This is a genomic window from Bradyrhizobium genomosp. III (assembly GCF_000261705.1).
Taxonomy (GTDB): domain Bacteria; phylum Pseudomonadota; class Alphaproteobacteria; order Rhizobiales; family Xanthobacteraceae; genus Bradyrhizobium; species Bradyrhizobium ottawaense.
The window spans coordinates 14,959-33,450 of sequence record NZ_AJQF01000305.1; the positions used below are offsets into that span (position 1 = coordinate 14,959).

At 64.4% G+C, this 18,492-nt stretch carries 12 protein-coding genes; 5 read left to right on the forward strand and 7 right to left on the reverse strand.

The features are described from left to right. The first annotated feature begins 216 nt into the window (after nucleotides 1-216). Entirely contained in the window at nucleotides 217-3,207 is a 2,991-nt protein-coding gene (locus tag IC66_RS0125350; protein WP_049806631.1) for an autotransporter outer membrane beta-barrel domain-containing protein, read from the forward strand. Between the two features lie 40 nt (nucleotides 3,208-3,247). Here IC66_RS0125350 and IC66_RS0125355 read toward each other — a convergent pair whose 3' ends face one another. After that, entirely contained in the window at nucleotides 3,248-4,078 is an 831-nt protein-coding gene (locus IC66_RS0125355; RefSeq protein ID WP_038949529.1) for an MlaD family protein, read from the reverse strand. Nucleotides 4,079-4,222: 144 nt separating this feature from the next. Continuing rightward, a complete protein-coding gene (locus tag IC66_RS0125360) occupies nucleotides 4,223-6,442 on the reverse strand; it encodes an acetate--CoA ligase family protein (protein WP_038949530.1) in 2,220 nt (739 codons plus the stop codon). A gap of 211 nt (nucleotides 6,443-6,653) precedes the next feature. Here IC66_RS0125360 and IC66_RS0125365 point away from each other — a divergent pair, with 211 nt between their 5' ends. Next, the gene (locus tag IC66_RS0125365; RefSeq protein ID WP_244429160.1) at nucleotides 6,654-8,300 is read left to right on the forward strand and encodes a glycosyltransferase family 2 protein; all 1,647 of its coding nucleotides are present in this window, start codon (nucleotides 6,654-6,656) and stop codon (nucleotides 8,298-8,300) included. 10 nt (nucleotides 8,301-8,310) lie between these two features. On the opposite strand, the gene IC66_RS0125370 is transcribed toward IC66_RS0125365, so the two are convergent. The 3 genes from IC66_RS0125370 to IC66_RS0125380 all read right to left on the reverse strand — a co-directional run bounded on the left by IC66_RS0125370 (nucleotide 8,311) and on the right by IC66_RS0125380 (nucleotide 12,464). Beyond that, nucleotides 8,311-9,303, reverse strand: a complete 993-nt coding sequence (locus tag IC66_RS0125370; protein ID WP_028139670.1) for a glycosyltransferase — start codon at nucleotides 9,301-9,303, stop codon at nucleotides 8,311-8,313. 163 nt (nucleotides 9,304-9,466) lie between these two features. Beyond that, nucleotides 9,467-10,036, reverse strand: a complete 570-nt coding sequence (locus tag IC66_RS0125375; RefSeq protein ID WP_038949532.1) for a class GN sortase — start codon at nucleotides 10,034-10,036, stop codon at nucleotides 9,467-9,469. A 166-nt stretch (nucleotides 10,037-10,202) separates the two neighbouring features. Further along, nucleotides 10,203-12,464, reverse strand: a complete 2,262-nt coding sequence (locus tag IC66_RS0125380; protein ID WP_038949533.1) for a marine proteobacterial sortase target protein — start codon at nucleotides 12,462-12,464, stop codon at nucleotides 10,203-10,205. A 186-nt stretch (nucleotides 12,465-12,650) separates the two neighbouring features. Here IC66_RS0125380 and IC66_RS0125385 point away from each other — a divergent pair, with 186 nt between their 5' ends. Beyond that, nucleotides 12,651-13,421, forward strand: coding sequence for a helix-turn-helix domain-containing protein (locus IC66_RS0125385; protein WP_028139673.1), 771 nt, complete (start codon nucleotides 12,651-12,653; stop codon nucleotides 13,419-13,421). Nucleotides 13,422-13,469: 48 nt separating this feature from the next. Next, nucleotides 13,470-14,954, forward strand: coding sequence for a glycosyltransferase family 2 protein (locus IC66_RS0125390; protein ID WP_038949534.1), 1,485 nt, complete (start codon nucleotides 13,470-13,472; stop codon nucleotides 14,952-14,954). Nucleotides 14,955-15,080: 126 nt separating this feature from the next. On the opposite strand, the gene IC66_RS0125395 is transcribed toward IC66_RS0125390, so the two are convergent. Then, the gene (locus tag IC66_RS0125395) at nucleotides 15,081-16,304 is read right to left on the reverse strand and encodes an ABC transporter substrate-binding protein (protein WP_028139675.1); all 1,224 of its coding nucleotides are present in this window, start codon (nucleotides 16,302-16,304) and stop codon (nucleotides 15,081-15,083) included. Nucleotides 16,305-16,379: 75 nt separating this feature from the next. Next, complete coding sequence (locus IC66_RS0125400; protein ID WP_038949535.1) at nucleotides 16,380-17,930, reverse strand: acyl-CoA synthetase; 1,551 nt, start codon at nucleotides 17,928-17,930, stop codon at nucleotides 16,380-16,382. 266 nt (nucleotides 17,931-18,196) lie between these two features. Here IC66_RS0125400 and IC66_RS0125405 point away from each other — a divergent pair. After that, nucleotides 18,197-18,492 (forward strand): acyl-CoA dehydrogenase family protein (locus IC66_RS0125405; protein ID WP_038949536.1); only part of this gene is annotated, 296 nt, incomplete at its 3' end.

Below are 18,492 nucleotides of genomic sequence, written 5' to 3' on the forward strand. Positions count from 1 at the left end.
CCCGGCAAAACCGTGGCGCGGTTACAACATGGGCTGTTGAATCTGCCCGAACTGGGGGTCCCGTTGGCAGATTTTCGATGCCCCGTAGTTCTACCGCCCATCCTCTTCGCCTAAGTTCCCCGCGGCGCCGCTGGGGAGCGCCGCGGGTGAGGAACGAGCGTGGGGGCTTGGTTGCGATCGAGCGGGGGGAGTTGCCCGCGCCGGAGTGCCGCGGCAATGCGCGTGGCATTCGGGGCCGGCTTCGTCTCGAGCGCAATCGTTATGGCGAGCCCCGTCGGGGCCCAACAGGTCTTCAACGGATCTCAGACCACGCCGAACGGCATCGTCAACGGCGGGGGCGGCGTCTGGGACAACACTACGACCAACTGGACCGACGTCTTTGGCGGGACCAGCACGGCCTACGATCCTGCGTCAGCCGGCACGCTGTTCGGAAGCAGCGCTCCCTCGACGCCGGCGACGGGCGGCACGGTGACGGTGACGCCGGGCGGCGTGCAACTCACCAGCCTCGTGGGCTTCGACCTCACCGCCGACGGCTCGATCTATACCATTCAGGGCGGCGACCTCAGGCTGGCTGCGGGCGGCACCACGTTCGTCACCAACGATGTGACCGGCACTGCGGATCCCTCGGCCGTGATCGCTTCCCGCATCGTCGGCAGCGACGGGATCAATGTTCAGGGACCAGGTATCCTGGCGCTGCTCGGCGCGAACTCCTATACCGGCGGCACCTTCATCTGCAATTGCGGATCTCTGCAGCTCGGCGACGCGACCCACACCGCGAGCATGGTCGGCGCCGTCACCAACGAGGGCCTCTTCAGCATCGTCAATGCCGACACGTCGGGGATCACGTCGATCCTGAACGACTTCTCCGGCACGACGATGTTCCTCAACGCAAGCTCCGCCAGCTCGATCGTGATCACCAACAACGGCCAGGTGTATTTCGGCGATCCGCTCGGGGGTGGAGCCGACACCGCGACGGCCGGTCGGGCCACCATCATCAATGACAGCGGCCTGATCGGCTTCTTCGGACGGACTAATGCAGGCACGGCCAACATCACCAACCAGAATGGCGGCGGCACGATATTCATCGAGCAATCTTCGGCGGGCTCGGCGACGATCGTGAACAAGGATTTTGGCGGGACCGTGTTCGGGACGTTCGCCGGCTCCGACACGGCGACCGCCGGCAATGCAACCATCATCAATGAAGCGGATGGTCTCACCGATTTCGGCGCGTTCACCACGGCCGGCAATGCCACGATCATCACCAAGGACGGCGGCAGGACCGAATTCTTCGACAACTCCACCGGCGGCAACGCACGCTTCATCACCACCGGGACCGGCGTCGTCGATTTCGGTGGAGGCACCGGTCCGGCCGGCGATGGTCGCATCACCGCAGGATCGATCGAAGGCAGCGGCTTCTACTACATCGGCGGCGGCAATACCCTCGTCGTCGGCGGTAACAACCTCTCGACCGAGGTCAGCGGCGTCATCGGTGATACCTGCGGTTGCGGTCCCGCCGGCCCCGGCTCGCTGGAAAAGGTCGGCAGCGGCACGCTGATCCTCTCGGGGACGAACTCCTACACCGGCACGACCACGGTGAACGGCGGCATCCTGCGGGTCGATGGTGACATCTCGCAGTCGAGCCTGACCACCGTGAATGCAGGTGGTGCGTTGTTCGGCGCCGGAATCGTCGGCAATACCCTCATCGCCAACGGCGGCATCTATGCGCCCGGCGACGGCGGCCCGGGCTCGAGCATGCAGGTTCAGGGCGATCTCACGCTTCAGTCCGGCTCGGTCTATGTGGTGCAGGTCGGTAGCGGATCCAGCACGAGCCACGCGCTCGTTACCGGCAATGTCGCGCTGGACGGCACCGTCGGCGTCGCGCTGTATCCGGGCGCTGCGGTGATGAAGCACTATTCGATCATGAACTTCTTCGGCACCTCCGTCGGGAATTTTTCGGGTGTTGCCGCACCGGGTGGCCTCATCGGCACGACGACCGTCGGGTCGAACGAGGTCATCCTCGATTTCACGCTGAACTACGGCGCGAAATACGCGCTCAACGTCAACCAGCAGAACGTCGCCACGACGCTTCAGAACTTCTTCAACACCAACGGCTTCCTGCAGGCCAAACTCGCGGGACTTGGTCCCGGGGGCCTGACGCAGGCCTCGGGTGAATCCGCAACGGGATCGCAGCAGACGACGTTCAATGCGATGAACCTGTTCATGAGCCTGTTGACCGACGTCTTCAGCTCAGGACGCAGCGGCACGCCTGGCGCGTCGCCATTTGCCGCGGACGCGAATGCGCGCGACAAGAGCGCGCGCGACGCCTTCGCCTCGATCTATCGCAAGGCACCGGCGGCAACGTTCGAGCAGCGCTGGGATGTGTGGACGGCCGGCTATGGCGGCTCGCAGACCACGGACGGCAATGCCGGCCTCGGCTCGAACACCACGAGCAGCAGTGTCTACGGCACTGCCGTGGGCCTCGATTACCGCTTCTCGCCGTCGACGATTGCGGGCTTTGCACTCGCAGGTGGCGGGACCGCCTTCAACGTCAACGGGCTCGGCTGGGGCCGCTCCGACCTGTTCCAGGCCGGCGCCTTCGTGCGTCATACGGCGGGACCTGCCTACATCACGGCGGCGCTCGCCTATGGTTGGCAGGACGTCACGACCAACCGCGTCGTGACGGCTGCCGGTTATGACCAGCTGCGTGCGCAGTTCGACGCCAATGCCGTGTCGGGCCGCATCGAGGGCGGCTATCGCTATGCCATGCGGTGGGCCGGCCTCACGCCGTATGCGGCGCTCCAGGCCACCTTGTTCAGCCTTCCCAGCTATGCAGAGGCAGCCGTGGTCGGCAGCAACGTCTTCGCGCTCAACTATGCCGCCAAGGACGTGACCAGCACCCGCACCGAACTCGGCCTGCGCGCAGACAGGTCGTTTGCCGCGGCCGGTGGCCTCATGACCCTGCGCGGCCGCCTCGCCTGGGCGCATGACTACAATCCGGACCGCACTGTGGGCGCGGTGTTCCAGACCCTGCCGGGATCGGCTTTCGTCGTGAACGGTGCCGCCCAGGCGCGCGATTCGGCTCTGACCACGGCATCAGCGCAGATGAACTGGATGAACGGCTGGTCTGCATCGGCGACGTTCGAGGGAGAGTTCTCGAACCTCACCCGCTCCTACGCCGGCAAGGGCGTCGTGCGCTACGCGTGGTGAGGCATGGTCGCCTCCCTTGAGAGGGAGGATAGGGGAGGCCTCACTGCTTCTTCTGCGGCGGCTTGCGCGGCGGGCGCGGGGCGGCAGTGGGGGCCGGCGTCCCACTCATCTTGTTGGCGGCCTCGCTGACGTCGAGCAGCGAGCGACGGATGTCCTCGAGGTAGCCGGCCGATTTCTTTCTCATGGTGTCGGCGAGCTCGTGCAGCCCCTGTATCTTCTCGAACAGCTCGTCGGCCTTGCCGTCGACGAAGCCGGGCACCACGCCCTCGATCTTCGTGACTGCCTTATCAAAGCCCGCGAAGGCGGTGTCGACCTTGGCCATGACGGAGTCGATTTCGCCACCCTTGCTCCGGAGGTCGGCGGTGTAGTCCTCGAACGTGCGCAGGGCCTCCTTGATCGCGGGGGCGTTGCTGACAATGGTGCGGTCGACACTGTGCAGGGTGTCGACGATGGATTCGGCGTCGCTGAGATCGGCGGTCAGCACGGGGACGCCGTCCGAGTCCAGCGGCACCGGCGGCGCAGAGGGCGCGCCCCCGATCAGCGAGATCGCGGCAACGCCGGTGAGGCCCTGGAACTCGATGCCGGCCACGGTGTCCTTGCGGATCGGCGCGGTGTTGTCGAGCATCACCAGCGCCACGATCCTGCGCGGATTGTCCAGCTTGATCGACAGAATCTGGCCCGCGGGCACGCCATCGAAATTGACTGGCCCGCCGCGGCGCAGGCCGCTGGCCGAGCCGCCCTCGAACACCACGCGCAACTGGCTGCGGCTCTGGATGGTGCGCCATTTCTGCACGCCGAGCAGGCCGCCGAACGCCACGGCGATCACCGCCAGCGTCGCCGTTCCGATCACCAGATTACTCGCGCGTGCCATCAGGCGATTCTACGGCCAAAGCGGGGAAGTTGGAAGGAGCCCGGATGGTACGTAGGGCGGGTTAGCGAAGCGTAACCCGCCGTTTTCGCCTCAGCAGTCGTGTCAATCGGCGGATTTACGCTGGCGCTAATCCGCCCTACGGCCTCAATGCCCGGCAACCCGTCTAGCCGCGGCGTTGTTGAGGACGATGAGGGCATCGACCGCTACGCCCGTCCTGGTGTTGATCAGGAACGGGTTGATGTCGATCGAGGCGATCCGGTCGCCGGCATCCGCGATCAAATTGGAAAGGCCGACCAGCGCTTTCACCGCGGAGGCCTCGTGCAGGGCCGGCTTGCCGCGATAGCCGCGCAGCTTGATGCCGGCCTTGGTGCGGCCGATCAGGAGCCGCGCCTCGGCCTCGTCCAGCGGCGCGCCGGCGAGCGCGACGTCTTTCATCAGCTCGATGTCGATACCGCCGGTACCGAACAGCACGACAGGTCCCATCTCGGCATCGAGCGAGGCGCCGACGACGAGCTCGAGCTCGGCCTTGACCTGCTGCGCGATCAGGATTCCGTCCAGCTTGGGCTTGCCTTTCAACTTGCTCACCCGGGCGGTGATGGCGGCAAACGCCTTCTTCACGTCAGCTGTGCTGTTGAGGTTCAATACCACGCCGCCGATGTCGGATTTGTGCAGGATCTCGGCGCTGACGAGTTTTGCCACGACCGGAAAGCCGATCTGCTTGGCGATCTTCACCGCCTCGGCCGCCGTCTGTGCGATCGCCTCCTTCGAGATCGGAATGCCATAAGCCTTCAAGAGTTTCTTCGAGGCGACCTCGTCGAGTGCGGCGCCGCTCGCCGATTTCAGCGCCTTCTCCAGCACGGCGCGCGCGGCGGGTTTCGAGCTCGAGACGATGTCGGGCACCTCCTTGCGCAGCTTGGCGTAGTCGAGCAGCGACTTGATCGCGGTCACCGCCCGGTCCATGCCCTGCATGACCGCGAGATGCGGCAGCGATTTGCGCAAGGCCTTGGTGAAGTCGGTGAAGCCGATCGACATCGCGCTGATATAGATCACGGGCTTGCCGCCCTGGCGCGCCATGTCATCGACGATGCGCAAGTTGCGCTCGCGCAGCTCGTGCGGCGTCTTCGGCAGCTCGGCATCGACGATGACGATGTCGATATCAGGATCGTCGATCATCAGCTTGATCGACTTCATGTAGACGGAGGGATCGACCACCGCGGCAAAGCCGGCGTCGAGCGGGTTGCCGACGATAGACCCCGGCCCGAGCATCTTCGCCAGTTCGGAGCCGACGTGCGGGCTGAGCGGCGCAAAGTTCAGGCCCTCGGCATAGAAGGCATCCAGCAGCATGCCCCGCTTGCCGCCCGACAGCGTGACCGCCGCGAGCCGGTCGCCCTTGGGCACGACGGAGTGAACGAAGCATTCCGTGGTCTCGATCAGCTCGTCGAGGCCGCCGACCCGGATCACGCCTTCGCGCGTTGCAACGGCGTCGAACGTCTCGATCGAGCCCGCGAGCGCGCCGGTATGCGCCATCGCCGCGGCGCGGCCGCCCTCGGAGGCGCCGAGCTTAAGTGCGATCACGGGCTTGCTGGCAGCGCGCGCCGCCTTGCAGGCATCGCGAAAGGCCTTGGTGTTGCGCACGCCTTCGAGGTAGACGACGATCACCTTGATGCTTGGGTCCTCGGCGAAATAGCGCATCAGGTCCGGCGTCTCGAGCCCGGCCTCATTGCCTGATGTGACCATGTAGCCGACACCGACACCGCGGTCTTCCAGCGCCTGGCGGATCGCCATGACGATCGCGCCGGACTGCCCGGCGATCGCCACCGCGCCCTGTTCCATGGTGACGATGCGATCATCGATGTTGGTGAAGAGCTTTTCGCCGGCGCTTAGGTTGCCGAGGCAATTCGGGCCGGTGACGGCAAGTCCGGTCTCACGTATCGCCGCTTGCAATTCGGCCGCGAGCTTCTGGCTTTCCTCGTCCTGCAATTCGCTGAAGCCCGAGGTGACGATGGTGGCCGACCGTGCGCCGGCGGCCGCGGCGTCGCGGATCACCTGGACCGCAAAGCGCGCCGGCACCAGCACCAGAACGTGATCCGGCTTTTCCGGGAGGCTCGCAAAGTCCTTGTAGCAGGGGACGCCCCAGATCGTCTCCCGCTTGGCGTTGACCGGATAGAGGCCGCCCTCGTAACCGTACTTGATCAGATTGTTCCAGATGCGTTCGGCATAATTGCCAGGCTTGTCGGTCGCGCCCACGAGCACGATGTTGTGCGGGTGCAGCATGGCATGGATGCCCTTGACGATCTCTCCGGCGTCGGGCGGTGGAGACCATGGGCGCGGAGAGACCGATGCGGCGGGCACTTGAGCTTCCATGCGCTTCCTCACTTCTTGTTCTTGTTGCAACGCGCGCCCCGCGGCGGCTTCGGGGGCTGATCCTGGCCGCTCCATGCCGCGAGGCGGAATGGGCAAGACTTGACGACAAAGATTTGGCGATGAGGCTAGCATCACGAGACTTTTGGCGAAAGTGCGAACGGTCCGGCAAGATGCTAGGAAACCGTGACCCTCATTCTCTCAAATGGTGATCATGCCGCTGCTGTCCATCGTGGTGCCGACCCTCGATCGTCCCGACACGCTTCGCCACGCGCTTGCGACCATGGCGTGCCAGCCTGCGCATGCAGATTGCGAGTTCATCGTTCAGAACAATGGCGGTAATCCCGAGATTGCGAGGATCGTTGCAGACCTCAAGGACGAGCGCTTCAGGCATTTTGCCAGCGAGACCGTTCTGACCATGACCGACAATTGGGAGGCGGCGCTCGGCCACACCTCGGGCGAGTACGTCGCCTTCATCGGCGACGATGACGGGCTGATGCCCTACGCTTGTGCCACGGCATCGGAGATGCTCTCCGACCGAAACATCGATCTCCTGAGCTGGAGCGCCTACACCTATCACTGGCCGAGCTATTACCATCCGGCCTTCCGCAACCGGCTGCTCGCCGAGATCGACCTGACCTCGTCCGTGAAGCGAGTGTCGTCACGCGACGAGCTGGCGCGCATCTTCGGCTTCCAGGCGCACTATGCGCATCTGCCGATGATCTACAATTCGTTCGTCCGCCGCAGCATCATCGATCGGATGCGCGCGATCGGTGGGCGCTACTTCATCGGTCTATCACCCGACGTGGCGTCCGGTATCGCCAACGCCGCACTGACCGACAGTTTTATCCGACTGTCGCGGCCTCTGAGCATGGCCGGGTTCTCGCAGCACAGCACCGGTCACGCGCTGTTCTTCGAGACCACTGATCTGCTCGAGACGCCGCGAGGGGCGCGCGATTTCGGACCCATTGACGAGGATCCCCAACTCCCCGATCTCAACGCCCTCCAGCTCTTCATCGCCAAGGACATGCTTGTCCTCAAGCGTCTGCTGCTGGCGGATCACGGCGATGTGCGGCTCGACTTCAAGGCGCTGGCACAGGCGCTCGCGACCGACATCAACCATCGGCCGCCCCTGTATGATCGGACCGTGCAGACCATCGGCGAACTCGCCCGCACGCATGGGTTCGACGTCGCCGACATCATCATTCCTGCCCGCCTTGCGGATCGGCCGCCACCCCGCGGGGGTGTTCGCGTGACCGGACCGAACCGTGTGGTTTACGAGCTGGATGGTTCTGCGCTTGGGCTCAATTCGATTGCGGACGCAGTGCGCGTGATCGCGCAGTTCGTTCCGGATCAGGGGCCGCTCGATCCTGCCGCTCTGAAGGCTCCCGTGTCCTCGCCGGTCCTCGGCGTGAAGGAGCTCGAATTCGCGCATGGCGGAGCGGGCGTCGCCGCGTTGATCGAGGGATGGAGCGAGCCGGAGCAATGGGGCACCTGGTCCATTGGCAGGAATTGCGTGCTCCGGTTCGAGGTCCATCCCATTCCGTCACGGCCGGTCGAGCTTGTGCTGGCGTGCCGGGCCTTCGTTTCCGACGGAAATCCGCAATTGCGGGCGGCCTGCCGCGTCGGCAACGGAGCGCCGCAGCAACTGACATTCTCGAGAGAGGCGTTCGCGGGCTTGCGCAGGTTGATGCTCGATCCCGCCGCGATTGCCGCCGACGGGACGTTGACCATCAGCCTGTCGCTATCCGATCCACGCTCTCCCGCGGATCTCGGACTGAGCTCCGACGCGCGACCTCTCGGCATCGGGCTCGAGCGGATCTGGCTCGATCACGACGTCCGCGCGGCGCGAGGTGAGTGATCGTCACCGCTCAGTACCCCAGCAGGCTCAGCTTGTGGGCGTAGTGAAAGACGACCTGCCTCGCGAGATAGGGGGCGATGGCGCGGCGAATCTGTATCTGTGTCGGATCGAAGCCGAGAGCGCGGCGCCTCAAGATGCCCATCTCCCGGACGCCGATCGCGTAGGTCGATGCCGTCTTCTGGGCATCATGGATTCGGAAGCAGGCGAGAAATCGCGGCAGGCGCACGAATTTGAATCCCGCGGCCTGTGCCCGCAGGATGAAGTCCCAATCCATCGCGTAGTGGAAGCTCTCGTCGATCGGACCGACTCTGTCCCACACGCGCCTGCGCCAGAACATCGTCTCCTGCGGGATATAGTCGGCATATTGCAGCGCGCGCCCGTCATGGGGCGGCAGCACGGCACGGCCGACCTCGAGTCCCTCGCGATCGACGAAGACGCGATGGCCATAGACGATGTCGACATGCGGATGCGATGTGAAGTAGTTGGCAACATAGGCCAGCGTCCCCGGCAGCAGCATGTCGTCGCTGTTGAGATAGGCCATGATCTCGCTGTCGACGCCGGCGAAGCCGAGATTGATGGCGTTCGATTGTCCGCTGTCAGGTTCGCTCCTCCAGCTGATGCTCTCGCCGCGGCCCTTCAGGAGATCAGCCGTGCCGTCGATCGAGGCGCCGTCCTGCACGTGGTAATACAGGTTCGGATAGTTCTGGCTCACGATGCTGTCGATCGTGGCGCCGAGATATTGCGCCTGGTTGTAGCTCGGCGTGACCATCGCGATCCGCGGTGCATTTTCGTGGATCGAGGGTGCCGGCGGGAAGGCCGTCAGGTTGAGCAGGCGCGGAGGATATTGCTCGAAAGTCCACATCGGCGGACGCCGCCAGAGGCTCCGGAGCGAGGATCGCCTTTGCCCGGCGGCGATGAGATCCTGATTCCTTTCGAGCAGCGCGACGCGATTTTCGAGCTGCTCCATTCGCTGTTCGAGGCGCTGCCTGAACTCGTCGTCCATCTATCGAGCTTTCGCAAATTACAACGTATAATAATCAATGGGACCTTCTTACAGGTCTCTGGTCGACGGCGCCAGTTCACGGTCGCGTCAAACGCGATGGACCGGCGTGTCCGGCGCGATTTGAGAGGGCTCGATCGTTCCCGGACGGGCCGATTGCGAACCGCTATTCACGCGCTTCGATCAAGGTGGCATGCATGACATAGCGCTCCGGCCCGGACGTAACGGCGTCGAACGGCCAGCAGGTCGTGAGCACAAGTTCCACACCCTGCGTCGAGGGATCGATGCCCGACGCGTCGAAACGGACAACGGCCGAAGAATCCGCCCGATAGCGAAAATGCCTGCCGTCACGGCGGGTGATCTCAACGATGTCTCCGACGGCAACATTCCGCAAGAAACGGAAATGTGTGTCACGATGCGCTGCGTATACGGCAACACCGCGCTCGCCCGCATCAGCCGTTCGGCTGATATGGCCCGGCCCGAAGGCAAGCGCCTGGCCGCTCGTACCTTCCAGCACGATCGCGCTGGCGCCTATCCGCTTCACCTCGATCCGCGCGACCGGCCAGGTATCGGCCCATGCCCATGGTTTGATCACCTCGCCCGTCGCAAGGCTCTTGTCGAACGCGCGCTCCAGCAGCACCTGCGCCAGCCACGCCTTGGCATGGATGTAGGCGCCGTCGCCGAACAGGATGAGGCCGATCAGTGCCAGAACCAGGGGAGATGAGAGGCGGGGCATGACATCTACTCTCGTCATTGCGAAGCAATCCAGATTGTCTGAACGGCGGCAGTCTGATTGCTTCGTGGCTTCGCTCCTCGCAATGACAGGAAAAAGACGCGCGCGGCCGTTGGTATGGGACGGGCAGCCGCGCGCGCTAACAGAGGAGTTCGGGGCGGCTCCTCTCTCAAGCGGCGTCGGTGAGCAAGAGCCGACGCCGGTTGAACACGAACAGGATCAGGGCGAGCACGATCAGGACCAGGCCTGCGATCATCTTCAGCTCGGCTGAAGTTGCTGTCTTGGGCAGACGGATCGCGTCGGGCGCTGCGGGGGTCGGACGCCGCGCGGCGGGTGAGGTGCTCGCATCGGCATGGCGTTCACGCAAGTGTGCCGGGACCTGCGGCCGTTCGCCGAACACCTTCTCGAAATCCCAGCCGGCGGGCAGGTTGATCGGCAATTCGCTGAGCTTGAGCGGCGCGCCTTCTGGCCGGCTCGGCGTCTTGTCGACGGCGACAAGGCTGGTCAGGCGCGTGACGATCTGATGGTCGAGCGCCAGCGCCAGGATCGCCTTGTCGGCCTCCTCGGGCGCGAGCTCCCGCATGGCGCGCGCCACTTCGGCATCGCCGATCTTGCGCTTGGCCCAGAGCTTTGACAGGCCATTGCCTTCGGCGGCATTTTGCAGCGGCAGCGTCACTGACCATGGACGGTCGTCGACGCGGCCCCTGATCTCGAGCGAGCCTGCGAGCTTGTCGAGCTTTGCTGCCAGCACCAGCGGCTCCCCGCGATAGACGTCCGGGATAATCGCCGGGGTCACGTCGGCGTTGGCCTCGGAGAATTTCGCGGTGAGGCCGGTGACGGCCGGATTTTCCAGCTTGGCGAACAAGCCGCGCATGCGCTCCTCCACCTGCTCGACGGAACCGATATGGGTGAAGGCACCACGGCCGAGCTCGGCGGCGCGGGTCATCAGATAGGTGTTCGGCGCCGAGCCGATGCCGACCATGAAGACGCGCGAGCGGCCGCGCATCGCCGTGATCGTTTCGAACAATTGCTGTTCGTTGCCGATTGCGCCGTCGGTCAGGAAAACGACCTGGCGAACCATGCCGGTGTCGCCGAGCTTGTCTGCCAGCGCGGCGCGCATTGCCGGCACCATCTCGGTGCCGCCGCGCGCCTGCAACGCGCTCACGAACGAGGTTGCCTCGCCGACATGGGCAGCGTCTGCCGTCACGGAGGTTGGAAACAGCATGTCCATGGTATCGTCGAAGCGAATGACGTTGAAACTGTCGGTCGGCTGGAGCCGGGACAGAGCGTAGGCGAGGCTCGCCTTGGCCTGGACGATCGACGTGCCGCCCATCGAGCCCGAATTGTCGATCACGAACACGACCTCACGCGGCAATGGCTTTTGTGTCGTCTGTTCGGCGCTGGGCGGAGTGACGAAGGCGAGCAGGTAGTCGGCGTCGCCGACATGTTCGCGGAACAGGCCGACCGATGGCGCCTTCTCGGCGGCGGCCTTCCAGGTCAGCTCGAAATCGCGGTCAGCCGGGACGGCGCCGTCGGCGAGCGTGATGACACGCGCCATGTTGTCCGGACTTTCGATCTTGACCTTATGGTGGTGGCTCTTGACCTCGCCGAGCGCGAAGCCGGCCTTCAGGCGCACCGTGATGCTGGTCGGATTGACCGGTGCATTCCTGGCGGGATCGAGCACAGGCGGCGAGAGGCGGTCGCGGTCCGGTACCGGGTCCGAGGTCGCCGCGCCCCAGCCCGATCCGTCCTTGCGGAAGTCGACGCTCTGCACGATCGGCGCCGGATTGTAGCGCGGTCCGACCACCAGCGGCAGACGCAGTGAATATTCGTTGCCGGATTGATGCACCGGCTCCTGATATTCGATCTGCACCAGCACGGTTTCGCCGGGGCCGATATTGGCGACCGAATTGGTAAAGATGTTCGGCCGCTCCTGCTCGGTGAGCGCGGCCCTCTGACCGGTGCGGCGTGCCTCTTCGTAGATCACGCGGGCCTGCTGGCGCTCCTTGATGTCGCCGACGATGACGCGGTCGCCGACCACCATCTTCAGCGTATCGACGGCGCCGCCGGTCGCGAGCGGATAGACATAGGTTGCTTCGACCCAGTCCTTGGTCGGGTTGCGGAAGATTTGGGTGACGCGCGCGCGCAGCGTCGGGCCCGAGACCGTGATGTCGACGTCGGTGCCGAGGCGGATCGCTTCGGTGGTGGCGCCATCCTCCTTCAGGAGGAGGGAGCCGGACTTGGCGTCGCCGGGCTGGAGCAGGCTGGCCTGCTCGGTCGTTGCCGACCAACTGGTTCCGAAGCTGACGAGCAGGGCCACGAAGGCCATCAGCATCACCGCGATGCCCTGCGCGAGAAGAAACAATCCGAGCTTGATCAGCCCCTTCAACATGGGGTGCTCGTCGTTGTCGGCTGTGTCGTAGGTGTCCATTGGCCTGCTCCCGGAAGGACGTTTGCTGGCTCTGAGCATTCGCTGGGAGGGGCCGATTTCGCGAGCAGAATGATCGGTCATGTTCCGCCGCGGCCGGCCCGGGCAAGCCGCCGTGGGGCGCCCATGTGCGGTTTTGTGCTGATTTGTCCGCCCTGCTAGAATGGCCGTGCTGGAGCAGGGTTAGCGATGCAGATGCAGGATAAACTCACCGACAAGCAGCTTTCGGACGAGCAGAGCCGCGAGATCGCCGAGACCATTCGCGAGGAGCTCGCCAGACGCCGGATCTCCCGGCAGACGCTGGCCGAGCAGGCCAAGCTCAGCCTGTCGACGCTGGAGAAGGTGCTCGGCGGCCGGCGGCCGTTTACGCTGGCGACGACGGTCCGGCTGGAGCAGGCGCTGGGCGTTTCCTTGCGCAAGGGCCCCGTCGTGGCGGCGCCTCAGGCCGCCAACGATGTCGCTCCCGACAGTCTTGGCTCCTATGCGCATCGCGCCGTGACCTGGCTCGAGGACGTCTACATCACGCTGCGGCCGTCGTTCGGCGACAAGGACGCGATCTTCGCTTACCGCACCGAGATCGTCTGGGAGCCGAAGGTGTCTTCGCTGGTCTTTCGGGAGGGCGATCGCACCGATACCGCCTACGAGCATACCGGCGAGGTCGCCGTCCCGCATCAGTCAGGCTTCATCTACCTCGTCATCATCAAGCACGGCCAGCACCGCGTGATCACGGTGTCGCGGCCGACGGTCGCCGGCGAGATGTACGGCATCATCTCGACGCTCCGCGCCGGGCCTGGTTCACAGCTCACGCCGATCGCAGCGCCGATCGCCTACGTACCGCTCCGGAACGTCCCGAGGCCGTCGCTGGGCAGGGTCGGGCCCGGCGACGCCAACCATGCGTTGTACGGAAAGCATCTACGCCGCACGGTGGAAGAATCCTTCGCACTGTTTCTGTCGGTATAGTCCGCAAGAAAGAATCCGGAATGGCGTTGCCTGCGTCTATAAGGGGGTATGCAGAACGCGCGCGCCCCATGCATCGGCGAATCTCCGCTGTTCTCCATCATCATCCCGCTCGAATATCACCGCGGGCAATGGGAGCTGTCCTGGCTCGGTTGGACGTCGCAGACCGCAGATAGATCGCTTTACGAAATCATCCTGGTGGTGCCGCCGGACTTCGCCGCGCGCGAGGAGCTGAAGGTGCTGGCTTGCGACCAGGCGCGCCTGGAATTCACCGCTTCGGATCACGACATCGGGCTCTGCGCATTTGGCGCCGCCAAGGCCCGCGGCAGTTATCTGTTCTTCACGGAGTCGCATTGCTGGCCCGAGCCCGAAGTAATCGAGCTGTGCATCCGCGCGATCGACGCGCATCCCGACTGGGCCGCCTTCTCCTGCCGCTCGGTGCCGATTTGCCATAACAGGCTCTCGGAAGCCGAGGCCACAATGTACCAGGCCGACATCGAATTCGGCATGAAGCAGCATCCCTGGCGCAAGGTGCTCGATCAGTGCTTCGTGACGCGGCGTGACGTCTATTGGGAATGCGGAGGCCTGCGCGAGGAGCTCGGCCATTTTGCCGAATGGGTGCTGGCCGCGGCCTATCACGCGAGAGGTCACGCCATCGGTTATCTGGAGGAGGCGCGCTTCCATCATTATTACATCGGCGAAATCGGCGAGCTCAAGACCTTCACGCTCGATTTCGTCGAGGGCGAGATCCGATATCTCAGCGAGGCGCGCCGCGAGCCCGGCAGCGAGCTGCTCGAAGTTCCAGTCGAATGGGTTGAATGGGCCGGATTCGACGTATCGCTCGCCCGCGCTGCGTCGAATGCGCTCCTGCATTACTGCTTTGCAGGCCGCGGCTGGAGGCCGCCAGGGGAAAAACTGCGCGCCTTCTGGCATTGGGGTGCACTGGCTCTGTGCGGCGATCTTCCGGCGCGCTTCGCCGCGCGCCTGGCCGTCCTGCAATCGCATTTCGGTCTGCGCGCGCTGACGATGATCGGATCGAGCGAAGCGATCGCGCGATGGATGAGACGCTACATCGCCTCGCTGATCCATCTGCAGCGGCTCGAATGCATTCGTCGCATTCGCGGCCATGCCGGGCCGGCGGTGAAATTCCTGGGAGATCGCGTTCTCGGGCAAGTCGGATTCCATGCCCTCGAATCGTCAGCGGGGCACACCTTCCGCTGGAGCGAGCCCCAGGCCGCCGTTCGCATCCAGGGGGGCGCGGGCCGCAACACCGTTCGGATCCGAAGTCCCGCCTTGCGCGCGCCGCTGCGCGAGATCGGTGTGCATTTCTATCTCGACGGCGTGCACGTTGATGCCTCCGCGATCGCAATCGGCCCTGATAGCTATACGATGGACCTCGATCTGCCGCCCTCGGGCATCGCCATCCTGGCATGGTCCTGCCCCGAGTTGAGGGGGATTGGCGATTCCCGCCGCCTTGGTCTTTCCGTGGCATCCATCGAGGTGAGCCAGGATGCCGGAGCTTCAATTTCAGCCTAGAGCCTGATCCGGAAAAGTGCCTGGCGGTTTTTCGAGAAGACCACGCTCAAACAACGACCTGAAGCGCGATGACGATTCATCCTGATCGCATCGCGCTTTGGTCAGACGAGGTTGGCCGGCGTCGAGCTAGCCTCCGGTTTCGGCGCTGATGATATCGCCAAACAGTTCCCACTGACCCTTCTTGAAGCGCCACATCTTGAGCTGCTCGATCGGCGCGAAGTCCGTGGCGGAGGTGTTGATCTTGATCCCCGGGATCAGCGTGTCGGGGACGAAGTCCTTGAGACTGGCGGCCTGCTTCATCACGTTATCTCGGGTCAGGTTGTCGCCCGACTGCTTCAGCACCTGCACCATCGTCTGGGCCGCGGCGTAGGCGTAAACCAGATTGGCGTCCGAAATGTTCGCGCCGGGCATGTACTTGTCGATGAAGGTCATGAACTTCTTCATGCCCTCGTCGTCCTTCCACTGCGGATCGGAGGCGTCCTTCAGATAGCCGGCCGACAGCACGCCTTCAGATGCCTCGAGGCCGGCTGGCTTCATTACCGCGCCGATCGACACCGAGACGTCGGTCATCAAATGCATCGGCTTCCATTCCAGCTCCGCGATCTTCTTGATGGCCTGCGCCGCGAATTTGGGGGTGGCGATGTTCACGAAAACATCGGCGCCGGTGCCCTTGAGCTTGACGATATGGGCGTCGATCGACGGTTCCGACGTCTCGTAGCTCTCTTCGGCCACGATCAGCTTCGATGCCTTGTCACCGAACACGTCCTTGATGCCGGCGACGTAGTCCTTGCCGAAATCGTCGTTGGCATAGAAGATCGCGACCTTCGCGTCCGGCTTCTCCTTCAGAATGTACTTGGCGAAGATCTGGGCCTCGACCCGGTAGCTGGGCTGGAAGCCCATGGTCCAGGGAAAATTCTTCGGGTCGTTCCACTTGCTGGCGCCGGTGGCGAGGAACAGCTGCGGCACCTTCTTGGCATTGTGATATTTCTGCACAGCGGTCTGGGTCGGGGTGCCCAGCGCGTTGAAGATCAGGAACACCTCGTCGCTCTCGATCAGCTTGCGGACCTGCTCCACGGTCTTGGGCGGCGAATAGCCGTCATCATAAGAGATCCAGTTGATCTTGCGGCCGTTGATGCCGCCCTGATCGTTGACCATCTTGAAGTAGGCCTCCTCGGTCTTGCCGATGATGCCGTAGGCGGAAGCGGGACCGGAATAGGCCTCGACATTGCCGATCTTGATCTCGGTGTCGCTGGCGCCGGTGTCGTATTTCTTCTGCGCGAAAGCACCCTGGGTGGAGAGCAATGTCAGGGCAGTTGCCGCGGCGAGCAGGACGAGTTTCTTGTTCTTCATGGAAATTCCTTGGGGTTTCTTGTTGGGTAGGGCAGGCACTTCAAAAAGAAAAAGCGCCCGCGAGGGGCGCTTGGGTCAGGCGTTGGCGACTTTCCTGTCGACTTCGGAGGCCACCGAGAACTCCTTGCGCAAGGTCGGCTTGTGGATCTTGCCCGTGGCGTTGCGGGGCAGCGCGTCGACGAAGCGGATCTGGCGTGGACATTTGAAGCGCGCCAGATTGGCCGCGCAATGCGCGAAGACATCGGCGTCGGTCAGCTTTTGGCCCGACTTGACCGCGACGATGGCCAGGCCCACTTCGCCCCATTGCGGATCGGAAATGCCGATCACGGCGGCCTCGGCGACGGCCGCGAGCTGGTGCAGGACGTTCTCGACCTCGGCCGGATAGACGTTCTCGCCGCCGGAGATGTACATGTCCTTCCAGCGGTCGACGATGTAGTAGAAGCCCTCTTCGTCGACGCGCGTCGCGTCACCGGTGTGCAGCCAGCCGTCGGTGAAGGAGGTCTTGTTCGCCTCCGGCCTGTTCCAGTAGCCCGGGGTGATGTTCGGCCCCTTGACCCAGAGCTCACCGAGCTCGCCGACATCTGCATCGCTGCCGTCGGGGCGCACGATGCGCACTTCGGTGTGCAGCACGGGCTTGCCGGCGGAGCCGGCCTTGCGCGCCGCATCCTCGCGGTCGAGCACCAGCACGGCCGGCGAGGTCTCGGTCATGCCGTAACCCTGCTGGAGCGCGACGCCGCGCGCTTCCCAGACTTTCAAGAGCGGTACCGGCATCGGCGCGCCGCCGACGCCTCCGACGATCAGCCGGCCGAGATCGGTCGTTGGGAAAGCGGGGTGTTGCGCCATGAACTGGTAGATCGCGGGCACGCCGAAGAACACGTTGATGCCCTGTGCGGGATCGTTGATCAGGCCGAGCGCGGTACCGGGATCGAACGCGCGCATGATCATCACGGTGCCGCCGGCATGCAGCACGGGATTGGTGTAGCAATTCAGCCCGCCGGTGTGGAACAGCGGCAGCACGGTGAGCAGAACCGAGGACGGTCCGATACAGGCGGGACCGCCGAGATTGACGCAATTCCAGAAGGTCATGCCATGGGTGATGGTCGCGCCCTTCGGATGTCCTGTCGTGCCCGACGTGTACATGATGGTCGAGACGTCATCGAGCGTGACCTGCTCGATCGCCTCGAGCGGCTTTGCGCCGGCGATGCCGGCCTCATAGGACCCGCCGGGTCCGAGCAGCAGGCTGGTCGCGATGCCGCACAGCTTTGCGACGGCAAGCGCGGTCTCGGCGAGATCGGTGTCGTGGATCATCACCTTCGGCGCGCAATCGCCGGTGATGAACTGAAGCTCGGGAACGGTGAGGCGGGTGTTCAGCGGCACGAAGATCGCGCCGAGGCGGCCGCAGGCGAACTGGACCTCCAGCGTATCGGTCGTGTTCAGCGCCAGCACCGCGACACGGTCGCCGCGTGCGACGTTCAGCGTGTGGCGCAGGAAAGAGGCGAGGCGCGAGACTCGGGCGTCAAGCTGCGCATAGGTCAAGCGGCGCTCGCTCGCGAGGTCGATCACCGCAACCTTGTCAGGCGTGCGGCGGCCATGATGAACGATCCAGTCGTAGTAACGAACGGCCAAGAATTCCTCCCTCGGCGGTCTTGTGCCGCCTGCATCCTTATTGCCGTGCACCATGCCCGGCATGGCCTTGGGGCCAGCCGGAGTTGGTGCATCGACGTCTTTTTTTATTTGGAGTTGGCGCGCGAGGGGGCAAAATCGTCTTGCGTTGAGTTGCTAGGCCGGGGCCTGCGCCAGAGTGGTTCGCCGGTCAGCCACTCTGCGCAAGTGAGCCGCCGATGTTCCGGCCATGGTGAACGAGACGAATCCGTCCGCGAGGCGAGACTGCGATGAAGAGCCCGTTCTATACCGCCGAGCACGATGCCTTCCGCGACATGATGCGCCGCTTCGTCGAGAAGGAGATCTCCCCGTTCGCCCATGAGTGGGACGAGGCCGGCGAATTCCCCCGCGCGCTCTATCGCAAGGCGGCCGGGATCGGTCTGTTGGGGCTGGGATTCCCTGAGGAATATGGCGGGATCGCCGCCGACCAGTTCATGAAGATCGTGGCGAGCCAGGAATTGGCGCGGGCGGGCGCCGGAGGCGTCAGCGCCAGCCTGATGAGTCACACCATCGGCTCCCCCCCCCC

What these genes read in the sequence shown, in the direction of transcription:
- IC66_RS0125395 (WP_028139675.1), bottom strand. Translation starts at nt 16,304, where the DNA reads ATGAAGAACAAGAAACTCGTCCTGCTCGCCGCGGCAACTGCCCTGACA.
- IC66_RS0125370 (WP_028139670.1), bottom strand. Translation starts at nt 9,303, where the DNA reads ATGGACGACGAGTTCAGGCAGCGCCTCGAACAGCGAATGGAGCAGCTC.
- IC66_RS0125390 (WP_038949534.1), top strand. Translation starts at nt 13,470, where the DNA reads ATGCAGAACGCGCGCGCCCCATGCATCGGCGAATCTCCGCTGTTCTCC.
- IC66_RS0125350 (WP_049806631.1), top strand. Translation starts at nt 217, where the DNA reads ATGCGCGTGGCATTCGGGGCCGGCTTCGTCTCGAGCGCAATCGTTATG.
- IC66_RS0125380 (WP_038949533.1), bottom strand. Translation starts at nt 12,464, where the DNA reads ATGGACACCTACGACACAGCCGACAACGACGAGCACCCCATGTTGAAG.
- IC66_RS0125355 (WP_038949529.1), bottom strand. Translation starts at nt 4,078, where the DNA reads ATGGCACGCGCGAGTAATCTGGTGATCGGAACGGCGACGCTGGCGGTG.
- IC66_RS0125385 (WP_028139673.1), top strand. Translation starts at nt 12,651, where the DNA reads ATGCAGATGCAGGATAAACTCACCGACAAGCAGCTTTCGGACGAGCAG.
- IC66_RS0125375 (WP_038949532.1), bottom strand. Translation starts at nt 10,036, where the DNA reads ATGCCCCGCCTCTCATCTCCCCTGGTTCTGGCACTGATCGGCCTCATC.
- IC66_RS0125360 (WP_038949530.1), bottom strand. Translation starts at nt 6,442, where the DNA reads ATGGAAGCTCAAGTGCCCGCCGCATCGGTCTCTCCGCGCCCATGGTCT.
- IC66_RS0125365 (WP_244429160.1), top strand. Translation starts at nt 6,654, where the DNA reads ATGCCGCTGCTGTCCATCGTGGTGCCGACCCTCGATCGTCCCGACACG.